This is a genomic window from Clostridium rhizosphaerae (assembly GCF_016765585.1).
Lineage (GTDB): Bacteria > Bacillota > Clostridia > Clostridiales > Clostridiaceae > Clostridium_AT > Clostridium_AT rhizosphaerae.
In genome coordinates this window covers 1,245,227-1,270,851 of sequence record NZ_JAESWC010000002.1, presented here as the reverse complement: position 1 = coordinate 1,270,851, position 25,625 = coordinate 1,245,227, and the positions used below count along the sequence as shown (strand labels likewise).

The following is a 25,625-nucleotide window of genomic DNA, read 5'->3' as shown; positions in this document are numbered from 1 at the left end:
AGATGAAATTTTTTAAGAACGTTAAATTAGGGCAAAAAATAGGTATACTTTCAGCAAGTTTTTTAATCTTTCTTTTAGTAATTGGAGTAGTATCAGTAAAGCAAATATCTAATGTTAACTCAAAGGTTATTGAATTAAATGATTCGAGACTTGCTCCCATTGTTTATTTGGATGGAATTAAATCTGACGTTGAATATATAAGAGCTCAGGCTAATTCAATAATGGATGCCAGAGGTGATGAGAAAGCTATGAAAACAGTGCAGGACGATATGGATTCTCGTGCGGCTTCTCTTGAAAAGAAGATGGAAACCTATAAAAATAATGCTGAGAATAAGACCTTCATGGAAAAATATAATGCATTTATAGCTTCAAAGGATATATTTATAAAAGATAATGGAATTGGGGCAACTCAAAATACACAGGCTAATGGACAGCCGGGACCTCCACAGGGAATGACTGAATTTGACAGCACAAAAAAAGAATTAGTTAATGCGTTAGATAAAATTATTGCGGACCAGTCTGCTGCTGCAAAAAAGACCTATAATGACAGCAAACTAGTTTACAGTAATACTATCAAGGCAGTTATAATTTTATTGGCTATATGTGCAGTTATAGCACTAGTTTTATCTGTAGTTATAATAAGATCTATAATTGTTCCTGTAGGACAGGTTACAAGAAAACTTAAAGAGGTTTCACAAAATAACGGCGATTTAACTCAAAGAATAGGTTATGAAAGCAAGGATGAGATAGGAGAACTTAGCAAAAGTTTTGACTTGTTTATAGAAAGACTGCACAGTATTATTAAAGAAGTATCTTCTTCAGCAAAAACTATCACTTCTTCAAGTGAGCAGTTGGCTTCAGCAACCAGCATCACGACACAGTCACTAGAGCAAATATCAGGTACTGTTGTTGAGATAGCTTCAGGAACCTCTGATGGTGCTGCAGCCGCAGAAGAAACAATGGCAAGCCTTTCAGAAGCAGCAAAATTTTCAGAAGCAACTTCGTTATCAAGTAAGAATACTACGGATAACAGCAGAAAGGCTGAAGATGCAGCAAAGGATAGTGCAGAGAAAATATCTGAAATTGTTTCTTCTATTAAGGAAATTGCCGTATCATCAAAAGAAGTGTCTGTAATAATTAATGACCTGGATGATTCTTCTAAAAAGATAGGTGATATAATTCAAATTATAACAGCAATATCTGAGCAGACTAACCTTTTAGCACTTAATGCAGCTATAGAAGCAGCTAGAGCGGGAGAAGCAGGAAGAGGCTTTAATGTGGTGGCAGACGAAATAAGAAAGCTTGCTGATGAGAGCAATAATGCAGCAAATGAAATTTCTAAGCTTATAAAAGAAAACCAGTCAAAATCAGCTACAGCAGTAAACTCTGTTGGTCAAGTTGAAGAAAAAGTATCGCTTGGGGTTGAAAAAGCTTCTGAGGCTTCGCGCAGCATAGAAAACATAATTGATAGTATTCAGCATATTGTAAGTGAAATAGAACAGATTGAAGATGCTAATGAGCAGCAGGCTCAAAGCACAAAAGAAATAGAAAAAGCTATAGGCAATATTGCTGATACTTCAAATGAAATAGCCGGCGGTACAGAAAACATAAGTGCAAGTATAGAAGAGCAGTTAAGCACTATGACAGAAATAGAAAAGACTACAGAAGGATTGTCAGAAATGGCTAAAAAATTAAGTGAGCTTACCTCAGGATTCACAGTATAATATTAAAGGGGATGTTTTGCAGCATCCCCTTTAAATTTATCTAGGTTTGTTTTTCCATAGTTTGTTCAGTCTATCCTTGATTCTTCCTTCCACTCCATTTTCAGTAGGCTTATAGTAAATCTTGTTCTTATGTGAATTTGGCAGATACTGCTGTTCTACAAATCCGCCAAAGGCGTGGGGATAAAGATAGCCAATTCCGCGGTCAAGCTTTTGAGCTCCTTTATAATGGGCATCCATAAGATATGGGGGAATTCCGGAATCTCTATGCTGCTTAACATCGCTAAGAGCTGAATCAATAGCCATTATGGAGGCATTGGATTTTGGTGCACAGGCAGCATAGATAGCTGCTTGAGATAGATTTATTCTGCATTCAGGCATTCCTATCATATGGGCCGCTGTCATTGCGCTTGTAGCTACAACAAGAGCCATTGGATCGGCGTTGCCCACATCTTCGGAAGCAAATATTACAATTCTTCTTGCCACAAATACAGGATCTTCACCAGCATCCAGCATCTTTGAAAGATAATAAACTGCTGCATCAGGATCGCTGCCCCTCATAGATTTTATAAATGCGCTTATTGTGTCATAGTGATTATCACCGTTTTTATCATATAAAGTCATTTTTCTTTGGATACATTCTTTAGCATCCTCTACGGTAATAACAATTTTGTTATTTTCTTTTTTTGAAGTCTTAACAGCCATATCTAAAGCATTAAGCGCTTTTCGAATATCGCCGCTGCTGTGAATAGCAAAGTATTTAAAAACATCTTCTTCAATATCCACAGAAAGATTACCAAAGCCTTTTGGACTTTTTAAGGCATTCTTCAAAGCTTTTACTACATCTTCATCATTTAAAGCCCTAAGCTCAAAAATCATAGAACGTGAAAGAAGCGCGTTATTTACTTCAAAGTAAGGGTTTTCAGTTGTAGCACCAATTAAAGTTATAATTCCTTTTTCAACTGAGGGGAGAAGTGAGTCCTGCTGTAATTTACTGAACCTATGTACCTCGTCTAAAAATAGAATTGTTTTTCTGCTGTAAAGCTTTAAGCTGGTTTCTGCATCTTGAACTATCTTTTTAACATCTGAGGTTCCGGCGGTTACAGCACTCAATTCTATGAAATTAGCTTTTGTCTGATGAGCTATAATCCGAGCAAGAGTGGTTTTGCCTACTCCTGGAGGCCCGTAAAATATTACTGAAGATATATTGTCTGTCATAATAGCTCTATAGAGCATCTTATCCTTTGCAAGCAAATGTTCCTGTCCTATGTACTCTTCGAGAGTTTCCGGCCTGACTCTTTCAGCCAATGGCTTTAAAGATGTATTATTCTTTTGATTTGCTATATCAAATAAATCCATTTCTTCACTTCCTGCATTATATTAAATTAACCTTCAATATGCTGAATTAAAACTGTAATTAGTATTATATCATACAATGAGTTAAGACATCTAGAAAGTATAATTATTGATTTATCTGATATATAATAAAATATAAAAGGGACTGGATCAAAACACCATGCAGTAGGTTTAAGATGTTTTGAACCAGCCTTTTTTATATTAGGTGCATATTAAAAATAAAATAAGTATGATATGGAAGCGTTTATTCTTCTTTTGTATTTTCAGATTCCAAAGTAACAGTTTGAGAAGCATCTGGGGATTCTTTAGGGGAAGTTGTATCTTCCTTTGGTGCCTTGGAAGCTGATTCTGTAGTTGGCATTATATCTTTTAAAACAGGAAGTTTTCCGAGCAGTCCACTAAGTATATTAGTAACATCCAGTTTTCCTTGTAATTGAGGGAAAAGCTTAACAAGATCATCTTTACTAATATATATATATTTTGATTCCTCAGGTATGTTTTTATTGCTTTCAAATTTATCAGTTTCCTTATTTAAGGGGAATTCCTCTACATTAACAAACTGTGAAAGATTTGATAACTGGCCAAGCTGTGATATAGTATCAAAAATTTTCTTATAGTTATTGTTCATAAAATTAACCTCCTTCTAAATAATTAAAGGACTGTGACAAAAGTACGTTTATACTTTTGCCACAGAGATTAGAATATATTATTGATTAACTGATTCTATTCTTCCGCCAGCTTGTCTTATTCTGTCAAATATATCTTCATACTCATGGTGGCGGCTTGTACCGCATTCTCCACTTAGGAATGGAAGCCTAAGAATCAGGCATATACCTGTAGGTGAAGTAAGTTCAATAAGATTTAATAAATTTATGGTTGTGCCTGCTGGAATAAATATACGGAATATTGTTCCAGGAAGCTGTCTGCAAGCATTTTGGCTAGTAGGCTGCAAGTAGTTTGACATCTTCGTATCCCTCCCGTAAAGTTTAATAGATTATTTCTGATAGGTCTTACGTATATCTATGAATTTTACTCTTAGTGGTGACATTCGCCACATTCTCCACCTAAGAAAGGAAGTCTTAATATTAAGCATATTCCTGAGGGCGAAGTTAATTCTACAAGGTTAAGAATATTTATAGTTGCACCTGCAGGAATATTAATTCTTAATACTGTTCCAGGAAGCTGTCTACATGGGTCTGGATCTGGATGAGGGTGTGGATGCGGACAGTGTCCTTCAGGTGATATCTCTTGTGGTTTTTCGTATTTGCGTGGATTGTAGTTGTAATTTTGCTGCATTGGTTGTCCAAATATATCGTTCATAATATACACCTCCTTTTCGTAGTACATATTATTCATAATGCCTTAAAATTGTTACTAGCAAAATTAATTACTGGAAGGATTTTTTTTATGATTGTAGAATATATAATTTCTAGAAATTAGGAATTTTGCTGTGGGAGAAGCTTGATAAAATGGAGAATGAACAGAATTTAAACAAAAGAAAATGCTTTAGAGTTTATTTAAATACACCTTTATGTTCAGAAATAACAATTTCTAAAATTGATGATAAAAAAATAGATTCAAGCAGTACAAAGATTTGTGTAAATGATATTGGACCAGGAGGATTATTATTTACATCGAATTTAAAGTTTCCAGTAAATGATACTATAGTTTTTGAGTTTTATATAAAGCTTTTAGATCAGACTATAAGGGTAGAAGGATTAATTGTTAGACAGATCTTATGGAAAAATGATTTATTACAATATGGAGTAAACTTTGAAATGGATGATGGGAAAAGAGGAAGCCTTGTAAGGATATTAAATGAATTGGCTATTAAGCTAAGGAATAAGCGATTTCTTGTGAATAGTTCAATTTGCACAAAAAAAGATATGGTAAGATGCTTAAAGTAAAGATAAAAATAGGGAGTACTGCTCAGGTACTCTCTTTTTTATGCTCAAATGAGCACGAAACATCAAAAAATGGCTTAAATTGTTAATGAAAACGTATTGACTTGAGCACAATGTTACTATATAATTAAATCAATCAATCAAAAACGTTCAAAAACAATCATAAATAATCAGAGATGAGAGTGAGTGTAAATGTTTGCTGAAGAGAGACAAGAAAAAATAGCAGAGCTATTAAAAGAAAAAAGCAGTATAAAAGTTAATGAATTATCAAATATTTTTAATGTATCTGAATCCACTATAAGAAGAGATCTTCAAGAGATGGAAGCAAAAGGCTTATTAACTAGAACTCATGGCGGGGCTGTTGAAGTTAAAAAGACTAACTTTGAACCTACCTTTGAAGAAAAAGAAGATAAGAAGCACGATGAGAAATCCGATATTGGTAAACTAGCAGCTTCTTTGATTGAGGATGGGGATACTATTATTCTTGACTCAGGAACAACAACGTTAGAAATAGCAAAACATATAAATGCAAAGAATATTACAGTTATAACCAACTCAATAGATATAGCATCAGAACTTTCAAATAAAGAAGATGTAGAACTTATTGTTACAGGCGGAACCCTAAGGAAAGTGACAAGAGCTATGGTAGGTTACTTGACTGAAAGCTCTCTTAGAAATTTTAGAGTTGATAAAGCTTTTATTGGTTCAAATGGAATATCTTTAGAAGAAGGAATAACTACTCCGAATTTTACAGAAGCACAGAGCAAAAAGGCTATGATAAATGTAGCTAACAAGGTTTTCATAGCAGCCGATAGTTCAAAATTTAATAATGTGAGTTTTTCGGTAATAAGTCCTATTAGGGCAGTTACTGCAATAATTACAAGCAGTGATTTGGATGAAACAATTATTAAAGAATATCAAGATGCTGGCGTTGAAGTAATAACTAAGGAAAATTAACTAACATAAATTGAAAGGATGGTTAGGAATACATGGTAATAACTGTAACACTGAATCCTGCAATAGATAAGACCTTAACCATTGATAATTTCACACTTGGTACAGTAAACAGAGTATCAAATATCAGATATGATATAGGTGGTAAAGGAATAAATGTATCAAAAGTTTTAAAAAATTTTAATATAGATTCAATCAGTACAGGATTTCTTGGAGGAGTATGGGAGAAATACTTTCTTGAAGAATTAAAGGATAGAGAAATTGAAACTAAGTTTATTCATATTAAAAATACCACAAGAACAAATACTAAAGTAGTAGACGGCTTAAATAAAGTTTATACGGATATAAACGAAGCAGGGCCATTTATTGAAGAAGATGAATTAAATAATTTTATAAATAACTTTGAATCTTTGTGCAATGAAGAGGATATTGTAGTTCTTTCAGGAGGAGTCAGTCCATCAATACCAGTAGATATATATGCAAAATTAATAAAAGCTGCAAAGGGAAAAGGCGCCATAACAATATTGGATGCTGAGGGAAGTCTTTTGGAAGAAGGACTTAAGGAAAAACCTGATGTAATTAAGCCAAATATTCATGAACTTAGCAAATTGATGAATTTAGCTGATGAATCTGAAGAAACTATAATAAAAGCAGCACAAGAACTTATTGAAAAGGGAATAAATAAAGTGCTTGTATCCTTAGGGGATAAGGGAGCAATTTATATAACTAAAAACAAGGTTTGCAGCTGCAGCGGATTGAAGGTGCCGGTCAAAAGTACAGTTGGAGCTGGAGATTCTATGGTAGCAGCACTTGTTTATAGTTTAATAAATAAACTTGATGAAGAAAAAACATTAAAATTTGCAAATGCCAGCGGAGCTGCATCTGTAATGCTGGAAGGTACAGAAGCTTGTACATTAGATCAAGTAGAACTCTTATTAGAAGAGACAAAGGTTTTAATAAAGAAGCTAAAGGAGGATATATAAATGGCAACTAAGGATATGTTTTCAAAAGAAAGAGTAAGTTTTAATCTAAAGGCTTCTACAAAAGATGAAGTTTTAGAGGAGCTTATACAAATATTGATAAATGATGGCAAGATTATAGATAAAGATGAATTTAAGAAAGCTGTTTTAAAAAGAGAAGAAGAATTTTCAACTGGTATTGGAATGGGCATTGCAATACCACATGGAAAAAGTTCAGCAGTAAAGGAAGCATCCATAGTTTTTGGAAGAAGTAGCAAAGGTATAGACTATCAATCAATGGATGATGAGCCAGCCCATTTATTTTTCTTAATAGCTGTTCCAGAGCAGTCTAGTGATTTGCATTTGAGAGCATTAAGTGAAATATCAAGGAAGTTAATGCATTCTGATATAAGAGAGAAAATCTCTAATGCAGATACTTTTGAAGATTTTATTAAAGTTTTCGAAGAATAGTTTTGTTATTAAAGGAAAATAGCTTGAAGATGCACTAACGGAATTATTTTATATACTATGCTTTCTGCTGTTTTCCTAAATATAAAAATAATTATATTAGGGAGGTATTATTATGAAATTTGTTGCAGTGACATCTTGTCCAACCGGAATAGCACATACTTACATGGCTGCTGAAGCCCTTTTAATGGCAGCTAAAGAACTAGGACATGAGATAAAAGTAGAGACTCAGGGTTCTGTAGGCGCTGAAAACGTTATAACAGAAAAGGATTTAATGGAAGCTAAGGCTGTTATAATAGCGGCTGATACTAACGTGGACAAGTCAAGGTTTGCTGGTATGACAATTATTGAGGTTCCAGTTAAGGATGCTATAAAAGATTCTAAAGGACTTATTGAAAGAGCAGCTAATGCTAAACCAATACAAACAAATGTTAAGAAAGCAGATGAAAAGAAAACTGAACAAAAAGAATCAAAAACAGGAGTTTATAAACATCTAATGACAGGTGTATCTTTCATGATTCCATTTGTTGTAGCTGGAGGTCTTCTTATAGCTTTAGGTTTTGCTATTGGAGGTATTTATGTTTTCAACGCTCCGGGAACTTTAGGTGAAACTTTATTTTCAACTGGAAAAGCTGCGTTTGCTTTAATGGTTCCTATACTAGGTGCATATATAGCTTACTCAATTGCTGATAGACCTGGTATAGTACCTGGTATGGTAGGTGGTTTTATTGCCTCTAACAATGGATCGGGATTTTTAGGTGCAATGGTAGCCGGTTTTGCAGCTGGATATATTGTACTTGCAATTAAGAAGTATGTTAGACTTCCAAAGTCATTACAAGGCTTGATGCCTGTACTTGTTATTCCTCTACTTTCAGCAGCTATAATGGGAATACTTATGGTTTATGTTATTGGAAAACCAATGGCATTATTTAATACTACTCTAGCAGGATGGCTGACTTCACTTAGCGGTGCAAATGCTGCATTACTTGGAATTATTTTAGGCTGCATGATGGCATTCGATATGGGTGGTCCTGTTAACAAAGCGGCATATACTTTTGCAGCTGCTACAGTAGCAAGCGGAAAACCATCAGCAATAATGGCTGCCGTAATGGTTGCAGGAATGGTTCCACCACTTGGAATAGCACTTTCAACTGTAATAGCAAAGAACAAATATACATTAGAAGAGAGAGAAGCAGGAAAAGCTAACTGGGCGCTTGGTATATCCTTTATAACAGAAGGGGCAATACCTTTTGCAGCAGCAGACCCGCTTAGAGTTATACCATCATTAATGGTAGGTTCTGCAGTAGCTGGAGCCATATCTATGATATTTGGATGTACTCTTATAGTTCCACATGGAGGAATATGGGTTTTAGCTATTCCTAATGTTGTTACTGGACTTCTTCCTTATATAATTGCTCTGGCAGCAGGTACAGTAGTAACAGCTTTAATATTATCAGCAATTAAGAAACCAATTGAAAAATAATATATAAATAGTTAATTTACCAGCCATAGTTAAGATTAATAATCTCTAACTATGGCTTTTATTTTATTCATAATATGTTAACAATGTTGTCACTTTAGCTACACGTTCTCCACATAGTATTTAATTATTGTTTATGTATTAAGCAATTAAGTTGAGGTTAAAGTTAAAATAAAAAATATAGTTTTTAAATAATATTTTAGGGGGAATAAAAGTGAAAAGCAAAATAGTAAAAGCACTTATAGCATGTATAATAGTTTTAGGGGTAGGCTTTGGAGGTTACTATGGCTATAATAAAGTTTTTGCCAAAAAAGCGGTAACAGCTTCAGTTCAATATATGACAGTGACTGCTAAGAAAACAAATCTGCAGGTCAGCGTTCAGGGAACAGGTGCAGCATATGCTGCAGTTACTAAAGATGTTATACCTAATAATAACGGAACACTAAAAGATTTAACTGTGAAGGTAGGGGATACTGTTACAGCAGGTCAAAAGCTGTTTACTTCGGACAGTGATGATCTTAGAAAGACAGTTACTACCGCTCAAAATAATTTATCAAAACAAAATATTTCTTTACAAGCTGATTTAGATACACAAGCAGCTCAGGCAGCGCAAGCGGCTGCAGCTCAAACACCGCAGGCAGGCGGACAAAATGGGCAAAGCAGCGGCCAAAGTTCAGCAAAAGTAGATGATAATAAAATAGCAATGGATAGATTAAATGTAAGTGATGCAAAAAATCAGCTAAGCTATGCAAATCAGCAGGTAGCAAAAATGGCAGTAACTGCTCCAATCGGTGGAATAGTTACAGTAGTTAACAACTCAAATGGCGATAGTGTTCAGCAAAGCAAGGCTGTGCTTACAATTGTAGATACAAGCTCTATGAAGGTAAAAGTTGCAGTTGATGAGCTGGATATTGAAAAAATTAAGCAGGGTCAAAAGGCAGAAGTTAAATTTGATGCTATAAAGGATAAGACTTATGAAGGCTCAGTTGAAACAATTGCTCAAACAGGTACAACCTCAAACAACGTAACTACTTATGATGTTGTAGTAGCAATAAAAGACCCTTCAGGAATAAAGCTTGGTATGAATGCAAATGTAAACATCCAAGTTGAAAGCAAAGACAACGCATTAGTTATACCTTCAGAAGCTATAATAGATAGAAACGGCAATAAGTTTGTTATGGTTGCGAACTCTGATAGTAGTTCAGCAAATTCAAATGGGACAAATAATGCTGCTCAAAGTAATAATCAGCAAAATCAGTCAAATAATACTCAACCATCTGCGAATGGAAACGGACAAGGTAGAAATAGAAGTACTCAAAATGGACAAGGTGCAAGAAACGGAGCTTATGGTGGAGCAGCATATGCTGGAACAAGCAAGCAGGTTCAGATTAAGACTGGTATGGAAAATGAAAACTATGTTGAAGTAACAGAAGGATTAACAGAAGGCGAGAAGGTTTTAGTACAACTTCCACAAGCAAGCAGCACTACTAATAATAATGCTAACAGAAATAACCTTGGAGGCTTTGGAGCTGGTGGCTTTGGTGGCGGAAACATGGGCGTGCAAAGAAACCAAAGCGGAGGAAATAATACAAGGAAAAACTAATCTAGGGGGGAAGGCACATGTCGGGAACTGTTAATAGCAAAGAGATTATTAGTATGAAAAATATACAGAAAATATATAAAATGGGAAGCAGCAGTTTTACTGCCCTGGAAGAAATAGACTTAAGTATTACTAAAGGTGAGTATGTAGCAATAGTTGGACCTTCTGGAGCTGGTAAATCTACACTTATGAATATAATAGGATGTCTGGATACTGCAACAGATGGAGAATATATATTAGATGGATTAAATACGAAATGCAGTGATAATAAGCTTGCAGAAATAAGAAATAAGAAGATAGGCTTTATATTTCAAAACTATAATTTGCTGCCTAAGTTAAATATCTTGGAAAATGTTGAGCTTCCATTATTATATTTAGGATATCCAAACGGTAAAATTAGAGAAAGAGCAAAGCAATCACTTGAAAAGGTTGGTCTTGAAACACACCTAAAGCATAAGCCTTCAGAGTTATCGGGAGGTCAGATGCAAAGAGTTGCAATAGCCAGGGCTTTAGTTACAGACCCTCAGATTATACTAGCAGATGAACCTACAGGTGCTCTTGACAGCAAGACTGGTAAAGAAGTGCTTAAAATGCTGACTGATTTAAATAAAGAAGGTAATACAATAATAATGATAACTCACGATAAAGAAATAGCAGCTTATGCAAAAAGAATAATTACAGTTAGGGACGGAAAAATTACCTCGGATGTATTAAACGAAAATGAGGTGACAGCATGAAATTTACAAGATTAATAAAAATGGCTTTGTCGTCAGTATGGAACAATAAAATGAGGTCTTTTCTGACAATGCTTGGTATAATTATAGGAATATCCTCTGTAATTATACTGGTTGGAATAGGAACAGGGACTCAAAAACAAATTACAGATCAAATAGAAAAGTTAGGTACTAATCTTATTACTGTTAATATAACAGGAAATAGAACACCTACTATTACTGATACAGAAATTGAGGATCTCAAAACTAAGCCAGGAATTAAACAAATAGCACCTGCATTATCTCAAGGAAATATAAATATAAAGGCAGCAGATAAATCAGGTACAACAAACCTGGAAGCTTCAACACCTAATTATTTAGAAATCAGAAAGCTGACAGTAGTATCAGGCAGATTTATTAATCAAAAAGATATTGATGATAGATTTAAAGTACTAGTAATAGGACCGGAAACAGCACAGACTTTATTCAGTACTACAAATGTAGTTGGAAGTAAAATGTATGTAAATGGTATTGAATTTACTATTGTAGGAGTTCTTAAGTCAGAGGGAACTTCAGCGGCAGGATCAAGTGATGATAGAATAATACTTCCACTGTCTACAGCAGAAAGACTGCTTAAAAACAGCAATGTAAGAAATTTTTATATTGAAGCAGAAAGTAAAGATAAGGTTGATACTGCAATGTCATATCTACAATTATTCTTAAATAAAAAGTATAAGATTAGTAACACTAATACTAATACTCAAAATACTAGAAACTATTACAGAGTTATGAATCAGACAAGTATTTTAGAGACAGCTAATTCTACTACTCAAAGCATGACAGCAATGCTTGCTGGAATAGCCGCAATATCACTTTTAGTAGGTGGAATTGGTATTATGAATATAATGCTTGTATCTGTAATTGAAAGAACCAGAGAAATTGGTATAAGAAAAGCAATCGGGGCAAAGAGAAGGACTATACTTATTCAATTTCTTATTGAAGCTGCCAGCATAAGCGGCCTAGGAGGAATAGTAGGAGTACTTTTTGGACATTTAGGTGCTTATTTAGGACAGCAGTGGTTTAAAACAACAATTGTTATTTCTAATAACATTGTACTTGCAGCGTTTATTTTCTCGGTTGTAGTCGGTATAGTCTTTGGAATATATCCTGCTAACAAGGCTTCTAAACTTAATCCTATAGAAGCACTTAGATTTGAATAAAAAATGGAGTATAATTAACTAGATTGCAAAATAAATTGCCGCAGGCTTTGCTTTAAGGTCCGTAGGGATTTGAGTGGAAAATAATATATAATCTTAGTGATTACTTTGCTACTGTTCTAAGGTTCGCGAAGTCATAAAACTAAGAGCCTCTAAGAATTCGCTTTAATTTTTGCTATCTTTAAAGCGAAGCTTCTATAACAAATTTTTATATCATATTTAATTTTTGTTAGCTCAGAAGAGAGGCTCTAAGTTTTATGACCTCACTTCACCAAGAACATGGGCAAAGTACTCAATTAATCTTATATATTATTTTCCACACTGCACTACAGACTTTAAAGTAAGCCTACAGTACTTTTGTTGATCTCTAGTTAATCAGATTAAATATTAGGCTTTGTTAAAAGCAAGTAATGGCCTTTTTATCATTCGTATATTTATATATAATCCTATAAACCTATAAAAATATTTAAATATTTACTGTAACCATGCTGGTTTGCAGTAGATTTGTTTTCTACAATATCAAAGAACATGCTTATATCAGCACCAAATATAAAAAAGTTTTAATTATAAAAACAATTGTTGAGTAAGTCGTATAGAAATATAATTATAATTGAGTATAAGCTATATAGGCTGGGTGTAAAGACCGAGAACAGGTGTAGAAAATATTATTTTCCACACAAAGCACTAAGGTCTTTATGCCACAGCCTGATGTAACTTTAGTTCACAATTTTATTACAGGAGGATTTTATGAAAGAGAAAATTCTTGTTGTAGATGATGAAGAAAGAATGAGAAAGCTTATAGTAGCTTATTTAAAAAAGCAGGGATATGAGCCCATAGAAGCAGAAAACGGTTTGGAAGCACTAAGAATTTTTGAAAACGAAAAAATTCACTTAATAGTACTTGATGTTATGATGCCGGTTATGGATGGATGGACAGCCTGTAAGGAAATAAGAAAAGTATCGGATGTACCTATAATATTTCTAACAGCTAAAGGTGAAGATGAGGATATGCTGCTTGGATTTGAATTTGGTACTGACCATTATTTAACTAAGCCTTTTGATATGAGAGTGCTTTTAGCTCATATTAAAGCATTAATTAATAGAGTTTATAATGCGCAAACTCAGACAAAAAAGGAAATTCATATTAATGGACTTTATATAGACGAATTATCTCATAAGGTTACCTTAGAGGGAGAAGTTTTGAATCTATCGCCAAAGGAATATGATTTGTTAGTGTATTTTGCTGCTAATAATGGTATTGTTTTAACTAGAGAGCAAATACTTGATTATATATGGGGTATGGACTATTTTGGAGATTATAGAACAGTTGACAGCCATATAAGGAGATTAAGAGATAAATTGGGAGAAAAGGCTAATTTGATAGCAACAATAAGGGGGGTTGGATATAGGTTTGAAGCTTAAAAGGATTAACCTTAGGAAGTTTAATTTAAAGAATATATTTATTGGAAAAGCAGGAGTTACCAGAAAGCTTTTTATTATAACAACATTAATGTTTGCTGTATTTATATTAGGAACTCTTATTATTCAATCACTATTTTTTGAAAGATTATATGTAAGTAAAAAGAAAGGTGATTTGCATGAATATGTGGAAAAGTTTAAGGCAGATTACAACAAGTCAGCCTCTGATGAGCAGTCGTTGCAAATAATAGATGAATATGAACTTACTTATAATATGAAGATTCTTATACTGGATAAAAGTTATATATTAAAGGGTGGAACCCAGATTTCTTCTAAAAGCAGAAACGATGGCTTTAGAGTAAGGGAACTTACAGACTTTGTAAGACAGATTACCACTCAATACGATAATCAGCAGATATTAAGCCTTGGTAATAGCAATAAAATATATTTAATTAACAATAAGCAGGCAGGAACAAAAGCTATTGTCGGAATCTCATCCAATATTCAAAAGCAGGAGATAATTTTTGCTTCTTCGTCGCTGCAGCCTGTTAACGAAGCTTTATCAGTAATAGAAAAAATATACCTGTATTTTAGTATAGGAGCTATCTTATTTACAATATTATTGGCATTTATTTATTCTAAAATGATTGCTAAGCCGCTCTTAAAAATTAATAATGCAGCAACAAAAATGGCTCAGCTTGATTTTACAGAAAAGTGTGATGTTGAAAGTGATGATGAGATTGGAAATGTAGCGGCTTCATTAAATTTTTTATCCGAAAATCTTCATGATGCTCTTACTTCGTTAAGAGGAGCTAATGAACAGCTTGAAAAAGATATTGAAAAAGAAAGAAATTTAGAGAAGATGAGAAAAGAATTTGTTGCTTCAGTTTCTCATGAACTAAAGACTCCTATAAGTTTGATAGATGGATATGCAGTAGGACTCAAAGATGAGATTTTTGAAGATGCAGATAAAGATTATTATCTGGATATTATAATAGATGAATCTAAAAAAATGAGTAATTTGGTTTCAGATATGCTTGATTTGTCTCACTTGGAATCAGGACTATTTAAGCTTTCAAAAGAGGAATTTAATATAACAGAGCTTATTAATTTTACTTTGAGAAAATATAAAGGCAATATGGAAGAAAGAAATATTAAACTTGAAACAAGTTTGATTGATGATATTTTAGTTGATGCAGATTGGGATAGGATGGAACAGGTTTTAACTAACTTTATTACAAATGCAATTAAAAATGTTGAAGATAATGGAACTATTTATGTAAACATGATTGAGGAGAATGGGTTTATATCAATTGAGGTAGAAAATACAGGTTCGAGCATACCTGAAGATGAACTTCCAAAGGTATGGGATAAATTCTACAAGCTTGATAAGTCAAGAAATAGGAAGCTTGGGGGAACAGGTATAGGATTATCTATTGTAAAGAATATATTAAATCTTCATGGATATGTTTTCGGAGCGTTAAACACAGAAAAAGGCGTAAAATTTTACTTTAGCATTCCTAAATATTTGCAATAAATTAGAGCATGAGAGACCTAAATAAGGGATTCTCATGCTTTTTTAAATGGTAATATAATATAGTTGCATATGCAATGAATTTGCAATATAATGATTTAGTGCCAAAATAGAATCTTGTATTAGAGTATAGGTTTATCAGATAATTTTATAGAAGTGGAGGAGTATAATGGAAAATAAAAATAATCAAGTAAATTCCAGCAGGTGGATTATACTGTTTACAATATTAATGATGACTTTTATGTCAACGCTGGACAGCAGTATAGTAAATGTAGCTTTGCCTGCTATGTCTAAACATTTAAATGTGAGCATGGCATCAATTGAGTGGGTAGTAACAAGCTATCTTATAATTATTTCTGCATCCATTCTTATGTTTGGAAGGCTGGGGGACATAAAAGGTAAAACTAAAGTATTTAAATTTGGTATTATATTATTTACTTTTGGATCTTTATTGTGTGGTATTTCCAACAGTCTTGTCATACTTGTTGCTTCAAGAGTTATACAAGCTATAGGAGCTGCGGCTAGTATGGCTACAAGTCAGGGAATTGTAACTCATGTTTTCCCAAGCAATGAAAGAGGAAGAGCTTTAGGGTTAACAGGTACTTTTGTTGCATTAGGATCTATGGTAGGGCCTCCTCTTGGAGGATTTATTATTACAGTACTTAGCTGGAAGTATATATTTTTAATAAATGTACCTATAGGAATTTTATCATTTACTCTTGGAATGAAGACTCTTCCTAAAGAAATGAATAAATTAAACGAAAAGTTGGATTTCAAAGGAACCATATTATTTGCTGCATCAATAGTTTTGATTTTTGGTTCATTAACTCAAGGGCAAAATACTGGATACAATAACCCAGCTATAATAACGGGTTTTGTTTTAGCAATAGTATCAATGGCTGCTTTTTTAATAGTGGAAAAGAAGATTTCTATGCCATTATTAGATCTTGAGATATTTAAAAACAAGCTGTTTTCTTTAAGTATTTTCTGCGGCTTTGTAACTTTTATTGCAATTGGTTCATCAAATATTATTCAGCCATTTTATCTGCAAGATGTTAAGAAGCTCTCACCAGGTACTACAGGCTTAATAATGATGGTATATCCTATTGTACTTTCAGTTGTTGCTCCGGTGAGCGGATATATATCGGATAAAATAGGTTCTGAGTTTCTTACCTTTATAGGTCTTTTAATAAGCAGCACAGGTCTTCTTTTAATGTCTACATTAACTCAAAGTTCGTACTTGTGGATACTTATTATTTTTGTAGGGGCAATGGCACTGGGAAATGGATTATTCCAATCGCCTAATAATTCCTTAATTATGTCTACTGTGCCTAAACACAAACTTGGTATAGCAGGAAGCGTTAATGCCTTGGTAAGAAACCTTGGCATGGTTTTGGGGGTATCTCTTTCTACAACGCTCTTATACAACAGAATGAGTTACAAGATAGGCTATCGCGTGGTCAACTATGTAGAAAATAGAGATGATGTATTTGTATATGGAATGAAATATGTATACATTGCAGCTGCATCCATATGCTTTATTGGAGCAATATTGACTGCCTACAGACTATATGGAAGCAAGATTAAAAATAAGAAAATGGCAATAGATACAATAAATAAGTAGAATGCTAGGCAATCTACTTAAGTTTAGAAACAGCATTTACAGACATTTTCTTTAAAAGATCGATAGCAAGTTCTTTTTCTGTATCAGTTAAGTTTTCAGAAAGTATATTTGATGAAGCTTTTAGTACTTTAAAAATCTCGGGCTTAATGGCATATGCTTTTTCAGTTGCATAAACCTTATAGGCCCGTTTATCTTTATCATCAATTTCTCTTCGTATATATCCTTTAGCTTCAAGTTTTTGAAGTGCTCTAGCCGTTGTGCCTTTATCTATACTTAATATTTCAGACAGCTTATCCTGACTGATTCCGTTATTATCGAATAGAGTTATGATAAAAATATATTGTCCGCTTCCTATATCATATTTTTTTAAGTTTTTGCTTATGTAGGCTTGACAGTGTCTGTTTAAAATAGAAATCCATTTTCCAACGGAACCTGCATCTTTAGTCATGTGATTGTTGCCTCCTAAATAAATATAAAGTAAGTCTATAAATATAATAGCCAAAGATTGATAAAAAATCTACTTATTTTAATTATTGTTTTATGCAATTTAACAGTTGTGTGTGCAACAAATGTCAAGTATAATTAATATGCTGCAGATAGATATAATGAAATAAAGTTCTTAAGTTAATAATGTCACAAAATATCCACGCTTCAAGGATTTTTGCGACATTATTAATGTATTAGAATTTTAATATTATATAGCGAGCGTGATTATATAATAAAGGGGGCGTGTATATTGAATAAAACAAATGAATTAGGAACAGAGAGTGTTGGAAAGCTTCTATTGAAATTTTCAATACCTTCAATTATAGGAATGCTTGTAAATGTATTATACAGTATTGTTGATAGAATATTTGTAGGTCAGGGTATAGGATCGATTCCCCTTTCTGGAGTTGCAGTAACTTTTCCTATAACAAATATTATCATGGCTTTTGCAATGCTTGCCGGAATAGGAGCTTCTGCTGTAGTTTCCATAAAACTTGGGCAGCACAAGAAAGATGATGCGGAGAAGGTTCTAGGAAATGCATTTGTGCTGCTAGTCATTTTTTCAATAATGCTTACAGTTCTAGGTTTATTATTTTTAAATCCAATTTTAAGAGTCTTAGGTGCAAGTGAAGAAATTTTACCTTATGCAAGACAATTCTCATTTATAATAATACTCGGAATAATGTTTCAAAGTGTCAGCATGGGATTAAATAATATTATCCGTGCAGAGGGTAATCCTAAAACAGCTATGATGACTATGCTTATTGGAGCATTGATCAATTTTATTGCTAATCCTTTATTAATATTTGTTTTCAAGTTAGGGGTAAGAGGTTCCGCATTATCAACAATTATTTCTCAATTTATTACTACTGCTTGGACTTTAAGATACTTTACAAATGGTAAAAGCTTATTAAAGCTTACTAAGGAGAACATGAAATTAGATTCAGCGATTATAAAAGAAATAGTCGCTATTGGAGCATCTCCTTTTGTAATGCAGGTTGCAGCAAGTATGGTTACAGTAACCTTCAATAAAAGTCTTGCTACCTATGGAGGAGACCTTGCTATAGGAGCTATGGCTCTTGTAAACAGTGTAGCAATGCTTATACTTATGCCTATATTTGGAATAAATCAAGGTGTCCAGCCAATAATAGGGTATAACTATGGAGCGAAGAATTTTAAGAGAGTCAAGAAAGCGCTAAAATATGCGATGCTTGCTGCTACAGCAATTACTACAGTAGGTTTTGTATTTGTTCAGCTTTTCCCAGTACAGATAATAAAGGTGTTTAACTCAGATGATGCTGCATTAATTGCAATAGGTTCTAAGGGATTATCAATATTTCTTATGATGCTTCCAATTATTGGTGTAGCCATAGTAGGATCAAATTACTTCCAAGCGGTTGCCAAGGCAAAGCTTTCAATGATATTAAGCCTTTTGAGACAGGTTATTTTATTGATACCTCTAATACTTATATTACCTCATCATTATCAACTTAATGGAGTATGGATGGCTCAGCCGGTTGCAGATTTACTTTCAACTATAATAACTGTTTTGGTAGTTTTTAAAGAGATGAGAAAACTAAATAAAGTAGAAATTATAAATCCAAAGGATAACATGGATTTAGTTAGAGCTGAGGAATATTAATAATATAATGGAATAATTAGGTATATAAAATATCATTTAGCATAATAATATATTTGGATAGGATTTGTGAAAGGATGTGTTATTATGTCATTAAAAAATGCAATGACAGCAGATTTTTTACGTTCAGCATACGGCGGCGAAAGCATGGCTCATATGAGGTATCTTATATGGGGAGACTCAGCTGAGAAAGATGGTTTTCCTAACATAGGAAGATTATTTAGGGGAGTAGCCTATGCAGAGCAGGTTCATGCAACTAACCACTTCAATGTAATGAAAGAACAGGTTGGTGACAGTACAGTTGCTGCTGGAGCAGTTTTTGGTCATACAAATATTGTAGAAAATCTTCAGGGAGCTATAAATGGAGAGCTTCATGAAATTGATCAAATGTATCCTGTATATCTTGAAACTGCAAGGTTCCAGGAAGAAAAAGATGCTCAAAGATCTTTTCATTACGCTTTAGAAGCTGAAAAAATACATGCAAGATTGTTCCAGGAAGCTCAGAATAGTGCTAAGGAAGGCAAAGATATTAGGTCAGAAACTATTTATATATGTCCAGTATGCGGATTTACTGAAATCGGTGATGAAGTTGAAAAATGTCCAGTTTGTGGAGTTAAAAAAGATTTGTTTAAGGCATTTTAATTTAGAGTGTATTTTAAATTAAAATAAGACCAGAGAAATAAGTACAGGGGTACTTGATCTCTGGTCTTTAAATTTTGTTCATAATTTATTAACTAAATCGTGATAATACTGCCACAATAGGATAGTAACATAAAGCTATTAATGATAATAATAGAAGGTGAGAGAGGATGGAGCTTTACAACAGTAATGTTGGACCTGATAAAATAAGTCTGCAGTGGATAGAACATTGGGATGTGCTTTCGTTTCTGGTTATAGTTTCTGCAAAGGTACTTTATTACGGCAAGCAGATTTCCCCTGAAAGATTTGATATGAGACTTGTTCAAGCACCAGTAATAGCTTCTGTTTTAACTATAGCAGCTACTTCTTATTTATTTAAAGAAAAGGGAAGAATTAAATTTTTATATATAGTAAATATAGTAATAAGCTTAATTCTAATTTCAGATACAGTCTATTTTAGAAATTTTATGGATGTAATATCTATTGGTGCACTTAGAAATGGGTTCTTGTTTAAAAACATACTTAATAATACATTCAAAGTAATAGAGCCTTTTGATTTTATTTATTTTCTTGACTTGATTTTATTAATTCCATTAATAAAAATAATGAAAACAGTAAGAAGAAAACCATTAAGCTTTAATGGAAGGTTAGTTATTTTTAGCGTTATTTTTTGTTTAGGAATTACTTTAGACGGAAAGTTTATTTATAAGTTTTCAGGTACTCAGCCTCATCCCAGCACAAAAATAAGCAGCAGTATGTACTTAACTAATTCTCTTGGAAGTATAAATTATCATGTTTTAGATATATATAATCTGTTAGTAGATACTATAGTAAACTAATATTAGTCAAAATAAAAGTGCCAGACGCTTAATAGTAGTCTGACACTTTTTATTTTATGTCCAATTTTCAGCCCAATTTTGAATTTCATCCATAGATTTTTCTAAGGCTTTACCTTTTTCAGTAAGCTTATATTCAATTCTAACAGGCATTTCTGGGTAAACATTACGAGATATAATGCCTTGTTCTTCTAGCTCTTTAAAACGCTCAGTGAGCATACGAGCACTTAGATTAGGAATAATTTCTTGTATATCTGAAAATCTTTTAGGGCCGCTAAGCAATGAACGTATAATTAATCCTGTCCAGCGTTTACCTAAAAGCTCAAAAGCAGCTTCGAATCTTGGACACATATGAAATTTATCCATGTTTATCATCTCCTAAGATTATTATAACATATTTACTTGACAAAAGTAAGTAAAAAAATATAATATAGTTATGCAAAGTAAGTATGTTATATTATTACATAATTAACTGAATTGTATACTAAGATGGAGGGGTTTGTAATGGCAGAACTTAAAAATATTATAGAAGAGAGACGATCAGCTAATAATTTTATTAAAGGTATAAAAATACTCAAACAGGACTTTATTGATATATTTGAAATGTTAAAGCTTGCGCCATCCTGCTTTAATATTCAACATGCAAATTATTTAGTTATAACTGATGAAGAAAAAAAAGAGGCATTAAGAGAAGCTGCATTTAATCAATATAAAATTCATACAGCTTCTGCAGCCATAATTGTACTTGGAGATAAAGAAGCATATAAAAAAGCGGATAAAATTTATTCAGGAATGCTTAATTTAAGAATGTTATCACAATTTGACTATGATAACATGCTGAATGATATAAATAGTATGTATGAAGGAAGAGGAGAATTATTTCAAAGGGATGAAGCAATAAGAAATGCCTCTTTGTCAGCTATGATGTTTATGCTTATTGCTAAGGATAAGGGTTGGGATACATGTCCTATGATAGGTTTTGATTCTGAAAAAGTTAGGGAGTTATTTAATATTCCAATAAATTTAGAGCCAGTAATGCTCATAACAATGGGAAAAGAGGATACAACAAAAAGAAGATTTAGAGGTTATAGGAAGCCTGTAGGAGAGTTTGTGGTCTTCGAAGAGTTTAAATAGTTGACAAATATAAAAGTAATTCGTACACTAATTATATAGTTAGTGTACGAATTACTTTTATGGAGGAAAATTATGAAGGGTAAAGTATTAGTTACTGGTTTTACTGGAAATGTAGGAAGCTTTGTAGGAAAATATCTTAAAGAAGCTGGAGTTAACTTTAAAGCTGCTGTCAGAAATGTAAAGAGGGCGGAGGAGAAGTATAGTAATGAAATTGAATTTGTTGAGTTTGATTTTGAGAAGGCTAGTACTTTTGATAAAGCACTTGAAGATGTAGATAAAATATTTTTGATGAGGCCGCCTGCTGTTTCTGATGCTAAGAAATACGTTAAGCCCTTTATAGAAAAAGCTAAAGAAAAAGGAATAAAACAGATAGTATTTCTTTCTTTAATGGGGATAGAGCATAATCCTATACCCCCTCATTATAAAATTGAAAAATTTATAGTAGAGTCAGGAATTCCTTATACATTCTTAAGACCTAGCTTTTTTATGCAGAATTTAGATACAACTCATAGATTTGATATTAAGGAAAACAAAGATTTATTTATACCAGCAGGTAAATCAAAGTCAAGTTTTATTGATACCAGAGATATAGGAGAAGCTGCAGCAAAGGTTTTAATAGAAGATAATCATTTGAATAAGGCCTATACTTTAACTGGATCAGAAGCATTAGATTATTATGAAGTAGCAGAAATTTTTTCTAAGGCTTTAGGTAAGAAGATAATATATTCAAACCCTTCACCTTTAAGATTTAGAAAGGTTATGATAAATAGAGGAATAGATAAAACCTTTGCTAATGTAATGGTGGGCCTCTATATGTCAACAAAGATGGGTATGGCAAAAAAAGTAACTTCTGAACTTGAAAAGATTTTAGGAAGAAAGCCAACTTCAGTAGAAAAATACATTCAGGATTATATTGATTGCTGGAAATAAAAGTGTAATGAAAGGAGTACAACTGTTGAAGAATTATAGTAGTGAAAATATAGGATATCTTTTAAATAAAGCGTCACGTTCGTTAAAATGGCAGCTTAATAAAAGCTTGGAAAAATATAATATTACCTCATCTCAATGGTCAGTACTTAAAGACCTAAGCTTTTTGACGGAGGAAAATAGACTTCAAGAAGCTACACCTGCGGCTATAGCAAACAGGCTCAATATGGATAGAGCTACAATGTCTGGTATAATAAACAGGCTCGCCAAAAGTGGCTGGATAATAGCTGAAACAAATCCTGAAGATAAGCGTTCTCAAATAATCAATCTTACAGACAAGTCTATAAAAATTTTAAGTGAACTTGAAGCATTAAGTGACGAAATATTAATTCACGCTCTAAAAGAGTTTAAATTTGACGAAATAGATACTTTAAAAGGATTCTTAATAAGAATAATTGATAATCTTTCATAAATATTATTGACAGTTTTATATAAAATGCTATAATGAACTCAATATAAAAACATTAAACACTATGATGAGAAGAGTAAGCTTTCTATAATTTCAAGAGAGAAGATACATTAGCTGAAAGTATCTTTAAATGTATAAAAGCTGAAGACCACCTCAGAGTGACTCTAATAAAGTCCGGTAATTCCGTTATAATTTTCAAGTGGCTTATATTTAAGTATAGGCAATTTGGGTGGAACCACGGGAGAAGTATACACTCTCGTCCCATATTTTTATATTTGGGACGGGAGTTTTTATTTTGCTTAAATTTGTTAATAATAGAAATATATACAATGCAAAAGTTCTAATACATTAATGAAGTCCCAAAAATCCTTGAAGATTGGATATTTTGTGACATAATTAATGTAAGAACTTTATTGCATTATATAGATGAAAGGGGATTTTCAGATGATAAAAATAAGTTTAAAAGATGGTTCAGTAAAAGAATACGAAGCTGGAATTTCTGTTATAGAAGTTGCTAAGGATCTAAGCGAAGGCTTGGCGAGAGTAGCTTGTGCAGGAAGCGTAAACGGAAAGACAGTGGACTTAAGATTTAAACTAGAAGGAGACTGCGAGCTAAACATTTTAACTTTTAACGATGATGAGGGTAAAAAAGCTTTCAGACATACTACAACACATATACTAGCTCAAGCAGTAAAAAGACTATTTCCAGAAACTAAACTTGCTATAGGACCAGCTATAGAAGAAGGTTTCTATTATGATTTTGATAAAGAAGGCTCTTTTTCAGCTGAGGATTTAACAAAGATTGAAGAGGAAATGAAGAAAATCGTTAAGGAAGAATTAAACCTTGAAAGATTTGAACTTCCTAGAGAAGAAGCACTAAAGCTGATGGAAGAAAAAAATGAAATTTACAAGGTTGAGCTTATAAATGATTTACCTAAAGATGCAGTAATTTCCTTCTATAAGATGGGTGAGTTTGTAGATCTTTGTGCAGGACCTCATTTAATGAATACTAAATTTGTTAAAGCCTTTAAGCTTACTCAAGTTGCAGGAGCTTACTGGAGAGGCAGCGAAAAGAATAAGATGCTTAGCCGTATTTATGGAACTTCCTATACAAAGAAAAATGAATTAGAAGAATATTTAGCAAAAGTTGAAGACGCTAAAAAAAGAGATCATAATAAGCTAGGCAGAGAGCTTGAACTTTTCACAACTGTAGATGAAATAGGTCAGGGACTTCCACTTTTAATGCCTAAGGGAGCGAAGGTAGTTCAGCTTCTTCAAAGGTTTGTTGAGGATGAAGAAGAAAGAAGAGGCTATCTTCTAACTAAAACTCCATTTATGGCTAAGAGTGATTTATACAAAATTTCAGGACACTGGGATCATTATAAAGATGGAATGTTTATACTTGGAGATGAAGAGAAGGATGAGGAAGTTATGGCACTTCGTCCAATGACTTGTCCTTTCCAATTTGAAATTTATAACTCAAGACAAAGAAGCTATAGAGATCTTCCATTAAGATATGCAGAAACTTCAACACTATTTAGAAATGAATCTTCAGGTGAAATGCACGGACTTATAAGAGTAAGACAATTTACTATATCAGAAGGACATTTAATTGTTAGACCAGATCAGCTTGAAGAGGAATTCAAGGATGTTGTTGATTTAATTAACTTCATGTTAGATACATTAGGAATTAGAGAAGATATAACTTACAGATTCTCTAAGTGGGATCCGGATAATAAAGAAAAATATATAGATAATCCAGAGGCTTGGGAGGATACTCAAGCTAAGATGAAGAAGATACTTGATGATTTAGGCTTAGACTATAAAGAAGCAGTGGGAGAAGCTGCCTTCTATGGTCCAAAGCTTGACCTTCAATTTAAAAATGTTCATGGTAAAGAGGATACAATAATAACTGTTCAAATTGACTTTTCACTTCCGCACAGATTTGAAATGACTTATGTAGACAGCGATGGAGAAAAGAAGTATCCATATGTTATACACAGAACATCTATAGGCTGCTATGAAAGAACATTAGCAATGCTTATTGAAAAATATGCAGGAGCTTTCCCAACTTGGCTTGCACCAGTTCAAGTTAAGGTACTTCCGATTTCAGAGAAGTATCATGACTATGTAGAAAAGGTAGTTAAAGCTCTTCAAGCTAGAGGTGTTAGAGTTGAGCCAGACTACAGAGCTGAAAAGATAGGCTATAAGATAAGAGAAGCAAGAATGAATAGAATTCCTTATATGCTTATAGTAGGTGAAAAAGAAGCGGCTGAAAATACTGTTTCTGTAAGAAGCCGTAAGAATGACGATGAAGGTGCAATTGCACTAGATGCATTTGTTGAAAGAATTGTTAATGAAATTCAAACAAAAGAAAAATAATAGTCTATAAAAATTAGAGCTGCAAGCTTAAACTTGCAGCTCTAATTTTTTTTACTTAACTACTAAATTAAGATAATAGAATAAGAAACACATAAATATAATATAAATAAGGATTAATTATAGATAAACAATACGAAAACTTAACTTACAGACAATAAAAATAG

25 protein-coding genes and 1 other annotated feature are annotated in these 25,625 nt (G+C 33.0%); of the genes, 19 read left to right on the top strand and 6 right to left on the bottom strand.

Annotation, left to right across the window (positions count from 1 at the left end; translation table 11 throughout):
• The first annotated feature begins 2 nt into the window (after nucleotides 1–2).
• Nucleotides 3–1,724 carry a methyl-accepting chemotaxis protein gene (locus JK636_RS09105; RefSeq protein WP_202748509.1) on the top strand — a complete coding sequence of 574 codons (1,722 nt, stop codon included), beginning with the start codon at nucleotides 3–5 and terminating at the stop codon, nucleotides 1,722–1,724.
• A gap of 36 nt (nucleotides 1,725–1,760) precedes the next feature.
• On the opposite strand, the gene JK636_RS09100 is transcribed toward JK636_RS09105, so the two are convergent.
• The 4 genes from JK636_RS09100 to JK636_RS09085 form a co-directional block, all read right to left on the bottom strand.
• Nucleotides 1,761–3,080, bottom strand: a complete 1,320-nt coding sequence (locus JK636_RS09100; RefSeq protein WP_202748508.1) for a replication-associated recombination protein A — start codon at nucleotides 3,078–3,080, stop codon at nucleotides 1,761–1,763.
• Between the two features lie 241 nt (nucleotides 3,081–3,321).
• Nucleotides 3,322–3,705, bottom strand: coding sequence for a hypothetical protein (locus JK636_RS09095; RefSeq protein WP_202748507.1), 384 nt, complete (start codon nucleotides 3,703–3,705; stop codon nucleotides 3,322–3,324).
• Between the two features lie 78 nt (nucleotides 3,706–3,783).
• Nucleotides 3,784–4,041 carry a hypothetical protein gene (locus JK636_RS09090; protein WP_202748506.1) on the bottom strand — a complete coding sequence of 86 codons (258 nt, stop codon included), beginning with the start codon at nucleotides 4,039–4,041 and terminating at the stop codon, nucleotides 3,784–3,786.
• A gap of 71 nt (nucleotides 4,042–4,112) precedes the next feature.
• Nucleotides 4,113–4,397 carry a hypothetical protein gene (locus JK636_RS09085; protein ID WP_207751735.1) on the bottom strand — a complete coding sequence of 95 codons (285 nt, stop codon included), beginning with the start codon at nucleotides 4,395–4,397 and terminating at the stop codon, nucleotides 4,113–4,115.
• Between the two features lie 149 nt (nucleotides 4,398–4,546).
• Between JK636_RS09085 and JK636_RS09080 the strand changes: the two genes are divergently transcribed.
• The 11 genes from JK636_RS09080 to JK636_RS09030 all read left to right on the top strand — a co-directional run bounded on the left by JK636_RS09080 (nucleotide 4,547) and on the right by JK636_RS09030 (nucleotide 16,949).
• Nucleotides 4,547–4,984 (top strand): PilZ domain-containing protein, encoded by a 438-nt coding sequence (locus JK636_RS09080; protein ID WP_202748505.1) that lies wholly within the window; start codon nucleotides 4,547–4,549, stop codon nucleotides 4,982–4,984.
• A 189-nt stretch (nucleotides 4,985–5,173) separates the two neighbouring features.
• Entirely contained in the window at nucleotides 5,174–5,938 is a 765-nt protein-coding gene (locus JK636_RS09075; protein ID WP_202748504.1) for a DeoR/GlpR family DNA-binding transcription regulator, read from the top strand.
• A gap of 32 nt (nucleotides 5,939–5,970) precedes the next feature.
• On the top strand, nucleotides 5,971–6,918 hold the full coding sequence (pfkB, locus tag JK636_RS09070) for a 1-phosphofructokinase (protein WP_202748503.1): 948 nt from the start codon (nucleotides 5,971–5,973) through the stop codon (nucleotides 6,916–6,918).
• A complete protein-coding gene (locus JK636_RS09065; RefSeq protein WP_202748502.1) occupies nucleotides 6,919–7,365 on the top strand; it encodes a PTS sugar transporter subunit IIA in 447 nt (148 codons plus the stop codon). It begins immediately after the preceding gene.
• Between the two features lie 112 nt (nucleotides 7,366–7,477).
• Entirely contained in the window at nucleotides 7,478–8,845 is a 1,368-nt protein-coding gene (locus JK636_RS09060) for a PTS fructose transporter subunit IIC (protein ID WP_202748501.1), read from the top strand.
• Nucleotides 8,846–9,056: 211 nt separating this feature from the next.
• A complete protein-coding gene (locus JK636_RS09055) occupies nucleotides 9,057–10,445 on the top strand; it encodes an efflux RND transporter periplasmic adaptor subunit (protein WP_202748500.1) in 1,389 nt (462 codons plus the stop codon).
• A gap of 17 nt (nucleotides 10,446–10,462) precedes the next feature.
• The gene (locus tag JK636_RS09050) at nucleotides 10,463–11,179 is read left to right on the top strand and encodes an ABC transporter ATP-binding protein (RefSeq protein WP_207751706.1); all 717 of its coding nucleotides are present in this window, start codon (nucleotides 10,463–10,465) and stop codon (nucleotides 11,177–11,179) included.
• Complete coding sequence (locus JK636_RS09045; protein ID WP_202748499.1) at nucleotides 11,176–12,375, top strand: ABC transporter permease; 1,200 nt, start codon at nucleotides 11,176–11,178, stop codon at nucleotides 12,373–12,375. Before JK636_RS09050 ends, JK636_RS09045 begins: the two co-directional genes overlap by 4 nt.
• Nucleotides 12,376–13,119: 744 nt before the next feature.
• Nucleotides 13,120–13,794, top strand: coding sequence for a response regulator transcription factor (locus JK636_RS09040; protein ID WP_202748498.1), 675 nt, complete (start codon nucleotides 13,120–13,122; stop codon nucleotides 13,792–13,794).
• Entirely contained in the window at nucleotides 13,784–15,328 is a 1,545-nt protein-coding gene (locus JK636_RS09035) for a sensor histidine kinase (protein ID WP_338025745.1), read from the top strand. Before JK636_RS09040 ends, JK636_RS09035 begins: the two co-directional genes overlap by 11 nt.
• 166 nt (nucleotides 15,329–15,494) lie before the next feature.
• Nucleotides 15,495–16,949, top strand: a complete 1,455-nt coding sequence (locus JK636_RS09030) for an MFS transporter (protein WP_202748497.1) — start codon at nucleotides 15,495–15,497, stop codon at nucleotides 16,947–16,949.
• A 13-nt stretch (nucleotides 16,950–16,962) separates the two neighbouring features.
• On the opposite strand, the gene JK636_RS09025 is transcribed toward JK636_RS09030, so the two are convergent.
• Nucleotides 16,963–17,397: a MarR family winged helix-turn-helix transcriptional regulator gene (locus tag JK636_RS09025; protein ID WP_202748496.1), complete on the bottom strand. Its 435-nt coding sequence runs from the start codon at nucleotides 17,395–17,397 to the stop codon at nucleotides 16,963–16,965.
• Between the two features lie 288 nt (nucleotides 17,398–17,685).
• Here JK636_RS09025 and JK636_RS09020 point away from each other — a divergent pair, with 288 nt between their 5' ends.
• The 3 genes from JK636_RS09020 (at nucleotide 17,686) to JK636_RS09010 (ending at nucleotide 20,552) form a co-directional block, all read left to right on the top strand.
• Nucleotides 17,686–19,077 carry an MATE family efflux transporter gene (locus JK636_RS09020; RefSeq protein ID WP_202748495.1) on the top strand — a complete coding sequence of 464 codons (1,392 nt, stop codon included), beginning with the start codon at nucleotides 17,686–17,688 and terminating at the stop codon, nucleotides 19,075–19,077.
• Between the two features lie 84 nt (nucleotides 19,078–19,161).
• Nucleotides 19,162–19,716, top strand: a complete 555-nt coding sequence (locus tag JK636_RS09015) for a rubrerythrin family protein (protein WP_202748494.1) — start codon at nucleotides 19,162–19,164, stop codon at nucleotides 19,714–19,716.
• Nucleotides 19,717–19,883: 167 nt separating this feature from the next.
• A complete protein-coding gene (locus tag JK636_RS09010) occupies nucleotides 19,884–20,552 on the top strand; it encodes a hypothetical protein (protein WP_202748493.1) in 669 nt (222 codons plus the stop codon).
• A 54-nt stretch (nucleotides 20,553–20,606) separates the two neighbouring features.
• On the opposite strand, the gene JK636_RS09005 is transcribed toward JK636_RS09010, so the two are convergent.
• The gene (locus tag JK636_RS09005; protein ID WP_202748492.1) at nucleotides 20,607–20,915 is read right to left on the bottom strand and encodes a winged helix-turn-helix transcriptional regulator; all 309 of its coding nucleotides are present in this window, start codon (nucleotides 20,913–20,915) and stop codon (nucleotides 20,607–20,609) included.
• A 138-nt stretch (nucleotides 20,916–21,053) separates the two neighbouring features.
• Between JK636_RS09005 and JK636_RS09000 the strand changes: the two genes are divergently transcribed.
• The 4 genes from JK636_RS09000 (at nucleotide 21,054) to thrS (ending at nucleotide 25,461) form a co-directional block, all read left to right on the top strand.
• Complete coding sequence (locus tag JK636_RS09000; protein WP_202748491.1) at nucleotides 21,054–21,683, top strand: nitroreductase family protein; 630 nt, start codon at nucleotides 21,054–21,056, stop codon at nucleotides 21,681–21,683.
• A gap of 72 nt (nucleotides 21,684–21,755) precedes the next feature.
• Nucleotides 21,756–22,613 (top strand): SDR family oxidoreductase, encoded by an 858-nt coding sequence (locus JK636_RS08995; RefSeq protein WP_202748490.1) that lies wholly within the window; start codon nucleotides 21,756–21,758, stop codon nucleotides 22,611–22,613.
• 25 nt (nucleotides 22,614–22,638) lie between these two features.
• The gene (locus JK636_RS08990) at nucleotides 22,639–23,082 is read left to right on the top strand and encodes a MarR family winged helix-turn-helix transcriptional regulator (protein WP_202748489.1); all 444 of its coding nucleotides are present in this window, start codon (nucleotides 22,639–22,641) and stop codon (nucleotides 23,080–23,082) included.
• 52 nt (nucleotides 23,083–23,134) lie between these two features.
• Nucleotides 23,135–23,346: a binding site (T-box leader), on the top strand.
• A gap of 177 nt (nucleotides 23,347–23,523) precedes the next feature.
• On the top strand, nucleotides 23,524–25,461 hold the full coding sequence (gene thrS, locus JK636_RS08985; RefSeq protein ID WP_202748488.1) for a threonine--tRNA ligase: 1,938 nt from the start codon (nucleotides 23,524–23,526) through the stop codon (nucleotides 25,459–25,461).
• Nucleotides 25,462–25,625: the final 164 nt, after the last annotated feature.